Below are 8,925 nucleotides of genomic sequence, written 5' to 3' on the forward strand. Positions count from 1 at the left end.
CTCCGGCCCCGTATTCCTCGACGGTGCCGGCCACCGGCGGCTGCCGGTGGCACGAGCCGGTCACGACGTGTACGGGGCATTCCGGCTCACCGCCTGCGACGGCGGTTCACGGTTGCGGGTCAGCGCCGGATTTGCACCGGCTTCCCCCCGTACGGTCATGATGACGACTCGCTCACTGTACCGACCGGTCGTCGGCCGGTCGCCGGTGGCCACCCCCGCCACCTACGCCGGCCGTCACGCACTCGGACCGCCGCGTACTCAGACCGCCACGTACAGCGTGGGGCCGCTCCCCGCGAGCACTTCCGCGTGCCCGAGCTTCACCAGGCGCCGCAGATGCGCCTCCGCCTCCGAGACCGCGATGTTGCGTGATCCGTACGGGATCTGCTCCCAGGGCCGGTTCCACTCCATCCGCTCGGCGACCTGCCACGCGGTGCGCGGTGCGGCGAGCAGCCCGAGCAGACCGGTGAGCCGTTCCTCGTGGTGGGCGAGCAACTCCCGTACCCGGGAGGCGGCGTCGGGGAAGGCGTACTGGTGCGCAGGCAGCACCTCGGCCGGTGCGAGGCGGCCGATGCGCTCCAGGGAGTCGAGGTAGTCGCCCAGCGGATCGGTGACGGCGGCTGTGTCGCCGGCGGCCGGATCCTCGTAGAGGCCGATGTGCGGGGTGATCCCGGGCAGCAGATGGTCGCCGGAGAAGAGCCGTCCATTGCCGGGGCTGCCCGCCGGATGGGCCTCGTCCAGGTGGAGGCAGACATGGCCGGGCGTGTGGCCCGGGGTCCAGATGGCGCGCAGCCGGCGGCCCGGCAGATCGAGCAGTTCGCCGGGAACGATCTCCCGGTCGGGCAGGGCCCCGCGCAGGCCCGGCAGCGTACGCGTCCGGCCCGAGGCGCGGGCGGCGCGCAGCGGCGCGGTGTGTTCGTCGGGGGCGCCGGCCCTGGTGAGCTTGTCCGCCAGGTACTCGAGCCAGAGGGCCGGTGCGGCCTCCCTGGTGCGGCGTACCACCGCACTGTCCGCGGCGTGCATCGCGATCCAGGCGCCGGAGACCTCCCGGACCTGTCCGGACAGTCCGTGGTGGTCGGGGTGGTGGTGGGTGATGACCACGCCGTGGATGTCACCGACCGCGACATCGACCGAGCCGAGACCCGCGACAAGGGTGTCCCAGGAGGCCGGGTCGTCCCAGCCCGTGTCGATGAGTACGGGCCCGCTGTCCGTGTCGAGCAGGTGGACCAGCGTGTGACCGAGCGGGTTGTCCGGGATGGGCACCTCGATGGACCAGACGCCCCCGCCGTGGTCGGTCACCTGGGTCATGAGGCTCTCGTCTCTCCTGGGCGGCACGGCCATCGTTCACTATAACTAGAACTGGTTCCAATGGTCGCCCAAGTCGACTGTCATTCCTGGGGAGTTGGCCGGCCTACGGCGCGCCGACGACGAAGGCCCCGGCCGGCGAACCGGTCGGGGCCTTTCATCGGTGGAGCGTGCGCGCCAACCCCGCGGCAGCGAGGCCGTGGCGGATGGCGGGCCGGATTCCTCGTGCCCGCTATCGGGCCGTTCCGAAGTCCTGCGTCCAGTAGTCGCCGGGCTGGGCCAGGCCGATGCCGATCTCCTTGAACGCACAGTTCAGGATGTTGGCCTTGTGGCCGGGGCTGGACATCCAGCCCGCCATGACGCTCTCGGGTGTGGCGTAGCCGTAGGCGACGTTCTCGCCGTAGGTGCTCCAGCTGTAACCGGCACTCGTGATCCGGTCGCCGGGAGACGACCCGTCGGAACCCGTGTGGGACATGTTCTTGTGGGAAGCCATGTCCTTGCTGTGGTCCAGGGCGGCCTTGGTCAGCTTCGCGTTCATGGTCAGCGCGGAGCAGCCGACCTTGCCGCGCTCGCTGTTGACGAGTTGCAGCACGCGGGCGGCAGCCCCGGAAGCAGGGGCGGTGGCCTTCGGCGTGCTGGGAGACGCGGTCGCCTTCGGCGCGGTGGTCTTCGGCGTGCTGGTCTTCGGCGCGCTGGGGGAGGCGGTGGCCTTCGGCGCGGCCGGAGACCAGGTGGGCGTCTTCGACGCTCCCTCGGTCGGCCTGTGGCCCCACGGAGCACCCGTCCACCGATGCTCCGACTTCGCGCCCTTCCAGTGGTGGGCGTGGGGCTGACTGCCCGCGTCGACCTGAGGGTCCACGCATGCCATGGCGGCAGAGGGCACAGCCACGGCTCCCACAGCGACGGCGGCGATCGTTATCTTCCGGTAGTACGTCTTCTTACGGTGCTTGCTCATGCGTGACCTCGCTCGATAATCGCGGAGCGCCCCCGGTGTGGCTGACTCTGCGCAGATCCTGCACCTGAGCTGCGGAGACGCTTTGCGCCGCCATTCTTAGAACCGCTGTCAGGGCAGGGCAATGAGCGCCGGTGCTATCTCGCTTCGTAGTACCGGAGGGCCCTTGAAATGGGCGCACGGGCGTGCTCGTCCGGTTTATGGGGTTCCGTAATCTACTGACGCTCCGTCAGAAGCCCTTGCATGCTCGCCGAACGGGCGAAAGTGTCGAGCGGACCGAATGCCCCCAAATCCTGCGTGGAGCATGTCTGTATCAAGACGGACAAATCTCGCTATGTCGTCAAGATGCCATCTACTATTCAGCGACCTAAGTTCCAAATGTCCCTGTGGCCGATGTCACCGGTCGATGGCCGGGCAAGCCTCTCGCCTGGTTGTTACGTGCATCTATGCCGCTTATGCGAGTTCTCGAAGCGGGAATGTCACCCGAAGTCGATCAAGGAGAATCCACTGCGCGCTCGCCCTCGCATGCCGTTCGAGCGCATCGGCACTCGCCGTCGCTGATGTCGACGGGTCGGACGGGCCGGACGGGGAGGGCAGCCGCCTCTCGGGGCCGCCTGCCGGAGGTCGGCTGGGGCAGCGGCAGCAGCGGCTGGGGCGCGCCCGGGGCTGTGGGGCGCCGCGGGGCGGCCGGCGACAGCCGTCCGGTGCTGAGCCAAGGGCTCAGCACCGGACGTGACGCGGGTGGCCGGCGACAGCGCTAGGGGCGGCAGCCGTCGAACGCGATGTTCAGATGGCGGGGTCCGCGCAGCACAGCGTTCTGGCGGTAGGGGGGCGGGTCCTCCAGCAGCCGGGGGTTGTCGAGCCTGCGGGCGAGTTCGGTCAGAGCGATCTGGGTCTCCAGGCGGGCGAGGGGCGCGCCGAAGCAGTTGTGGATGCCGCTGCCGAGGCCGAGGTGCTGGTTGTCCTTGCGGTCGGGGTCGAAGCGGTCGGGGTCGAGAAACCGCTGCGGGTCCCGGTTGCCGGAGGCGAGGACGAGCCAGAGGGAGGCGCCCTTGGGGATGGTGGTGCCGGCGACCTCGATGTCCGCGAGGGTGGTGCGCTGGGGCAGCAGCTGCACGGGAGGCTCGAAGCGCAGGAGTTCTTCCACGAGCGGGACGGCCAGCTGGGGTTCGGCCCGCAGCCGCTTGAGGACATCCGGGTTGCGCAGCAGGGTGAGCATCCCGTTGGTGATGAGGTTGACCGTGGTCTCGTGGCCGGCGATCAGGAGCAGAGCGGCGGTGCTGAGCACTTCCATCTGGGACATCTGCCCGTCCGGTCCGTGCTCGGTGGCCAGCGCGGAGAGCATGTCGTCGCCGGGGGCCTTGCGGCGTTCGTCGATGAGCCCGGCCAGATATACGCCCAGGTCTGTGCGTGCCGTCTGTGCGATGCGGCGCCGCTCGGTGGGGTCCTCGGACGGGTCCGGGTCCAGGCTGGCGGCGATGGTGTCGGCCCACGTGTGGAAGCGTGCCTCGTCCTCGCGGGGGATCCCGAGCAGCCTGCAGATCACGGTCACGGGGAAGGGGTAGGAGAAGTTGTCGACGAGGTCGATCTGCTCCCGGTCCCCGAAGTCGTCGATGAGATCCGAAACGATCTTGGAGAGCTCGCCGCGCATGTTGTGGACGCGCCGAGGGGTCTCCGGCGGTCCGAACGGCCGCATCGTCATACGGCGCAACCGGTCGTGCTCGGGAGGGTCGAGCTTCAGGAAGGTGGGTGGCAGGCCACTCTCTTCCTCCTCCTGGTCAGGGATGGCGCCGGCTGCCTGCGGGGACAGATTGCGGGCGTCGGAGCTGATCCGCGGATCGTGGAGCAGGCCCTTGATCTCCCAGTAGTTGCTGACCACGTACGTGTTGCGGTCTTCCTCCCGGTACACCGGAGTCTTGCGGAGCTCGGCGTAGAGGGGGTAGGGGTCGGCGCGGTTGGCGTGGTCGAGGATCTGTCCCAGGAGCGTGGCTTGCGTCATGGCGGGTCCTTGTGGGCGTTGGAGACGGCTTTGCGGGCCTTGGACGGGCGTTGCCGTGCCCGTGGTCAGGCCCGGACCGGGGTGAAGGTGATCCGCCGGTCGGTCGGCGAGTAGCCGCTGAGGGTGACGGACGGCGCGTGGGTGGGCAGGGACGGGTCGGGGAAGTCGGCCGGGACCGGCCGCAGGCCTTCCGGTCGGCGGTCCACCGTGGGGAACGGCGGCGGGAACGGCGCGGCCGTTTCGATCTGCCGCTGGTAGAACTCCAGCCACTTCGTCTGGTCGAAGGTGACGGCGGCGATGACGCGGCCCTGGTATCCGTACACGCCGGTGAAGCGGTGTTCGGCGAGTGCCCCTTGGGCGATGAGGATCTCCTCGCCCAGGGACGGGACGCCCACCGACTTGATGCTGACCCCGAATTGGGAGGACCAGAAGGCCGGCACCCACAGGTGCGGACGGCGCTCCGAACTGGCGCTGATCATGTTGTGCGCCGCGATCTCGGCCTGTGCGACGGCATTGCCCCAGTGTTCGAGGGACAGGAACTGGTAGCCGAAAAGCGCGTGCGGGGATCGTGCGACGTCGCCGGCGACGAAGACGTCGTCGGTCACGATGCCCCGGACGTCGAAGGCGCGGCATCCGGCGTCGCAGGCGATTCCGCGCGGGCCGGCGCCGAGCCCCGAGTCGGCCAGCCACGCGGTGTTGCGCGTCGCGCCGAGCGAGACCACCGCGACATCCGCCTCGACGGTGGTGCCGTCGGACAGGTGGGCGCACCGCAGGCGTCCTGCCGAGTCGCCCTCCAACCCCGTGACCATGAGGCCGCAGCGCAGGTCCACGCCGTGTTCGCGTTGCAGCTCCGCGGCCGCCTGGCCGACCACACCGCCGAGCGCGCCCACGAGAGGCGCCGCGGCGCGTTCGACGACGGTGACCGGCAGCCCGCGCTCGCGGCAGGCGGACGCGATCTCCGAGCCTGTGAAGCCGGCGCCGATGACGAGCACCCGGCGTGCGCCCACCAGCCGCCGCTGCAGTCCGGCCGCGTCGTCGCGCGTGCGCAGTACGAAGACCCCGTCCAGGTCGGCTTCCGCCTCATGCGGCCATGGCCGGGCGTGAACGCCGGTCGCGATCAGCAGCCGGTCGTACTCCACCTCGTCGCCGTCGGCCAGGCGCACCCGTCTGTTCGCCATGTCCAGCCCGGTGGCGGCGACACCGAGCCGCCAGTGAGCGTCGAACTCCATGCGCTGTGGCAGTGCGGTCCGATCGGCGGACGTCTGGCCCAGCAGGACCTGCTTGGAGAGCGGCGGCCGGTCGTACGGTTCGTACGGCTCGTCGCCGATCAGCGTGAGTGAGCCGGTGAAGCCCTCCTTCCGCAGGGTCTCCGCGGCCCGGAGGCCGGCGAGGGAAGCGCCCACGATCACGATCCGCCCCTCGCGCCTCATCCACTCCAAGTACCCGTCACCGGCCACTGGACAGCCCCTCCCTCACCGGGGCAGGCGTATCGCCCAGGTCGTCCACCAGAATGGCCTGGACCGGACATGCCGCGACGGCCCGCGCCACGTGCTGCCGCTGTGCTTCGTCGGCGTGCGGCTTGTACAACAACGCCTCGTCGCCGTGCATGGTGAATACATCGGGTGCGAGGAAGGCACACTGCGCGTACCCCTGGCAACGGTTGAGATCGACGACAAGCCTCATCAAGGGGCCGCCCTTCCAGTAGTACCCCTGGCCCAGCATGCGAGTGCCGCTGTGGTTCCGCGAGCGCAGGCGGGCCAATGGGGTTAACGGTCGACAACGCTCAGGAAATGGCTGGTGGTCATGAGGAGAGGGCTGGTCATGACGAGACGGCCGGCACGGGGCGCGGGCGGAAACTGGCCACGAGAATGTAGAGGCTGAGGATCAGGGCCCACCCGGGGAAGACCAGCTCGGACCAGGCGATACTGCCCGTCACGAAGAGCAGTACCAGGGCTACCAGGTAGCCCAGGAGCGAGAGCCAGCGCGGAAGGACGCCGAGCCGGTGCCCGATCGAGGAGGTCGAGAAGGTGAATACCGCGGCCATGCGCATCGAGTAGGTCGTCAGCAGGTTGTAGGTGAAGTGATTGCCGAAGGACCACACCTGCAGCTGAGAGTCGACCCCGGCCGCGTCGGCCGTGACCAGCAGACTCCCCGCTGCCGCCGCGGCCCCGAAAAGAGTCGCCACGAACACCAGACCGCTGCCGAGGAAGACCGTGGAGATGAACTGGTCTTCCGCCTCTCCGATACGCGCGCGGACAGCGCCCATGAACCACAGGAAGAAGATGCCCGCGAACGGGATGAGGCTGAGCGCCGTCTCCACCGTGTGCCGACGCGAGGGATCGCTGAACCAGTTGCTGTCCCCCTTGGTCCCCTCGTGCGGTATCGCCAGGCGGACCAGGACGATGGCGGCGGCGAGCAGGAGGGCGAAGATGATCCCTACCAGGCCTGCGGCTCGTGGAGTGCGCAGCGACTGGCTGCTCTTCTCCATGGAGGTCATTCGCTTCCTCTCCCTGTCCGTGCGTCACCCGGTCCGGTGACGGCCTGTTCCCCGCCCGGCCGCGGCGGCGACAGGCAGATGCCGGATGTCCCGCTTCCGCCGGCCGCGTCATAGGCCGGACGTGGCGTTGCGGCCTCGCGCGGACCCCCCCGAGGACGACTAGGACCAGCAAGCACCCGCGCACGCGGCCGCGCCACCCGGATCACCCGTGCGGGTGACGTGTGCGCCACTTGGCACTCGACGACTGCGGCTCAAGCACTCCCTTCCCGGCGGGAAACCACTGGTCGGGGCTATTTCGTTCCTGCCGTGGACTCCTTCAACTAGAACTGGTATCAGTTCTGAAACAGTGTCAGAAAAGCGCCGGGCCGCAGGAGGCAGCAGCCATGACCGAGCTTGTGGAACACGGAAAGCTGTTCATCGGCGGGGAGTGGACCGATCCGCTCGGCAGCGACGTCATCGAGGTCGTATCGCCGCACACCGAGCAGGTCATCGGGCGGGTCCCGCACGCCTCACCGGCAGACGTCGACCGGGCGGTGGCCGCCGCCCGCGAGGCCTTCGACGAGGGACCCTGGCCACGGATGACGCTCGACGAGCGGATCGTCGTCATCACCAGGATCAAGGACGCGATCGCCGTACGGCACGAGGAGATAGCCCGCTCCATCAGCGCGCAGAACGGCTCTCCGTACTCGTGGAGCGTGCTCGCGCAGGCGCTCGGCGCGATGATGGTGTGGGACGCGGCGATCACCGTCGCGCGCGGATATCCGCACGAGGAGCAGCGGGCCGGAGTGCTCGGGCCGATCCTCGTACGGCGTGAGCCGGTGGGCGTCGTGGCGGCCGTGATTCCCTGGAACGTCCCGCAGTTCACGGCCGCGGCCAAGCTCGGCCCGGCACTGCTGGCCGGCTGCACGGTGGTACTCAAGCCATCACCCGAGTCACCCCTGGACTCGTACATCCTCGCCGGGATCGCGCAGGAGGCCGGGCTGCCCAAGGGCGTGCTCTCGATCCTCCCCGCGGACCGCGAAGTGAGCGAGTACCTGGTCGGGCACCCCGGCGTCGACAAGGTCTCCTTCACCGGCTCGGTCGCGGCCGGCAGGCGGGTCATGGAGGTCGCCTCACGCAATCTCACCGGCGTCACGCTGGAACTCGGCGGCAAGTCGGCGGCGGTGATCCTGCCGGACGCGGACCTGGAGTCGGCGGTGGCCGGGATCGTCCCGGCGGCCTGGATGAACAACGGGCAGGCGTGCGTGGCCCAGAGCCGTATCCTCGCGCCGCGCAGCCGCTACGAGGAGATGGCGGAGGCGTTCGCCGCCGCGGCGAGCGCCCTGGTGGTCGGCGACCCGCTCGACGCGGCGACGCAGGTCGGGCCGCTGGTGGCCCGCCGCCAGCAGCAGCGCTCGCTCGACTACATCCGGATCGGGCAGGAAGAAGGCGCCAAGGTACTCACGGGCGGCGGGCGTCCGGCCGGTCTTGAGCGGGGCTGGTACGTGGAGCCGACACTCTTCGGCGGGGTCGACAACTCCATGCGCGTCGCCCGCGAGGAGATCTTCGGTCCGGTGATCTGTCTGCTGCCGTACGGGGACGAGAACGAGGCGGCGAAGATCGCGAACGACTCCGACTTCGGGCTCAGCGGCAGCGTCTGGACGACCGACGTCGAGCGCGGCATCGACTTCGCGCGGCGGATCAGGACGGGGACGTACAACGTCGATACATTCAGCCTCGACATGCTCGGGCCGTTCGGCGGCTACAAGAACTCGGGCCTGGGGCGGGAGTTCGGGCCCGAGGGCTACGGCGAGTACCTGGAGCACAAGATGATCCATCTGCCGGCCGGGTACGGAGAGAACTGAGGAGACAAGTCATGGGAGACCGCTGGCACGTCGAGGTCGACCGGAGCGTCTGCATCGGCTCGGGCATGTGCGTGAGCCATGCCCCGGACGGCTTCGCACTCGACTCGGCCCGGCAGTCGCATCCGCGGGACGCCGACACCGACGCCCACGAGACGATCCTCGCGGCGGCCGAGAACTGCCCGGTCGAGGCGATCGCCATCACCCTGCTGGAGAGCGGGGAGCCGGTCTTCCCGCCCGAGGAGTAGCGGAGCGGCCGGGGCCGGGCCATGGCCCGGCCCGGCCGGGGGTGGTGGCCCCCCGGGGGCCGGTTTGGGTGGGGGCGGGACCGTAC

Annotated in this window: 8 protein-coding genes and 1 riboswitch; of the genes, 2 read left to right on the top strand and 6 right to left on the bottom strand. The window is 69.7% G+C overall.

Annotated features, from left to right (window positions below; genetic code table 11):
- Positions 1–74 precede the first annotated feature (74 nt).
- A riboswitch (cobalamin riboswitch) is annotated at positions 75–147 on the bottom strand.
- 111 nt (positions 148–258) lie between these two features.
- The 6 genes from ACWDZ6_RS02345 to ACWDZ6_RS02370 all read right to left on the bottom strand — a co-directional run bounded on the left by ACWDZ6_RS02345 (position 259) and on the right by ACWDZ6_RS02370 (position 6,741).
- Positions 259–1,305: an MBL fold metallo-hydrolase gene (locus ACWDZ6_RS02345; RefSeq protein WP_451501324.1), complete on the bottom strand. Its 1,047-nt coding sequence runs from the start codon at positions 1,303–1,305 to the stop codon at positions 259–261.
- A gap of 229 nt (positions 1,306–1,534) precedes the next feature.
- A complete protein-coding gene (locus ACWDZ6_RS02350; protein ID WP_451501325.1) occupies positions 1,535–2,257 on the bottom strand; it encodes a CAP domain-containing protein in 723 nt (240 codons plus the stop codon).
- Positions 2,258–3,011: 754 nt separating this feature from the next.
- Positions 3,012–4,253: a cytochrome P450 gene (locus ACWDZ6_RS02355; RefSeq protein WP_451501326.1), complete on the bottom strand. Its 1,242-nt coding sequence runs from the start codon at positions 4,251–4,253 to the stop codon at positions 3,012–3,014.
- A gap of 65 nt (positions 4,254–4,318) precedes the next feature.
- On the bottom strand, positions 4,319–5,710 hold the full coding sequence (locus ACWDZ6_RS02360) for an NAD(P)/FAD-dependent oxidoreductase (RefSeq protein ID WP_451501327.1): 1,392 nt from the start codon (positions 5,708–5,710) through the stop codon (positions 4,319–4,321).
- Entirely contained in the window at positions 5,700–5,936 is a 237-nt protein-coding gene (locus ACWDZ6_RS02365; protein WP_451501467.1) for a ferredoxin, read from the bottom strand. Before ACWDZ6_RS02365 ends, ACWDZ6_RS02360 begins: the two co-directional genes overlap by 11 nt.
- Positions 5,937–6,072: 136 nt before the next feature.
- Complete coding sequence (locus ACWDZ6_RS02370) at positions 6,073–6,741, bottom strand: hypothetical protein (protein WP_451501468.1); 669 nt, start codon at positions 6,739–6,741, stop codon at positions 6,073–6,075.
- Between the two features lie 392 nt (positions 6,742–7,133).
- Between ACWDZ6_RS02370 and ACWDZ6_RS02375 the strand changes: the two genes are divergently transcribed.
- Together ACWDZ6_RS02375 and ACWDZ6_RS02380 are read left to right on the top strand one after the other, a co-directional pair.
- Positions 7,134–8,594, top strand: a complete 1,461-nt coding sequence (locus ACWDZ6_RS02375; protein ID WP_451501328.1) for an aldehyde dehydrogenase — start codon at positions 7,134–7,136, stop codon at positions 8,592–8,594.
- An 11-nt stretch (positions 8,595–8,605) separates the two neighbouring features.
- Positions 8,606–8,839, top strand: a complete 234-nt coding sequence (locus ACWDZ6_RS02380) for a ferredoxin (RefSeq protein ID WP_366734870.1) — start codon at positions 8,606–8,608, stop codon at positions 8,837–8,839.
- Positions 8,840–8,925 lie beyond the last annotated feature (86 nt).

The sequence above is a fragment of the Streptomyces sp. NPDC002926 genome, from assembly GCF_053591755.1.

What these genes read in the sequence shown, in the direction of transcription:
- ACWDZ6_RS02345 (WP_451501324.1), bottom strand. Translation starts at nt 1,305, where the DNA reads ATGACCCAGGTGACCGACCACGGCGGGGGCGTCTGGTCCATCGAGGTG.
- ACWDZ6_RS02350 (WP_451501325.1), bottom strand. Translation starts at nt 2,257, where the DNA reads ATGAGCAAGCACCGTAAGAAGACGTACTACCGGAAGATAACGATCGCC.
- ACWDZ6_RS02355 (WP_451501326.1), bottom strand. Translation starts at nt 4,253, where the DNA reads ATGACGCAAGCCACGCTCCTGGGACAGATCCTCGACCACGCCAACCGC.
- ACWDZ6_RS02365 (WP_451501467.1), bottom strand. Translation starts at nt 5,936, where the DNA reads ATGAGGCTTGTCGTCGATCTCAACCGTTGCCAGGGGTACGCGCAGTGT.
- ACWDZ6_RS02370 (WP_451501468.1), bottom strand. Translation starts at nt 6,741, where the DNA reads ATGGAGAAGAGCAGCCAGTCGCTGCGCACTCCACGAGCCGCAGGCCTG.
- ACWDZ6_RS02375 (WP_451501328.1), top strand. Translation starts at nt 7,134, where the DNA reads ATGACCGAGCTTGTGGAACACGGAAAGCTGTTCATCGGCGGGGAGTGG.
- ACWDZ6_RS02380 (WP_366734870.1), top strand. Translation starts at nt 8,606, where the DNA reads ATGGGAGACCGCTGGCACGTCGAGGTCGACCGGAGCGTCTGCATCGGC.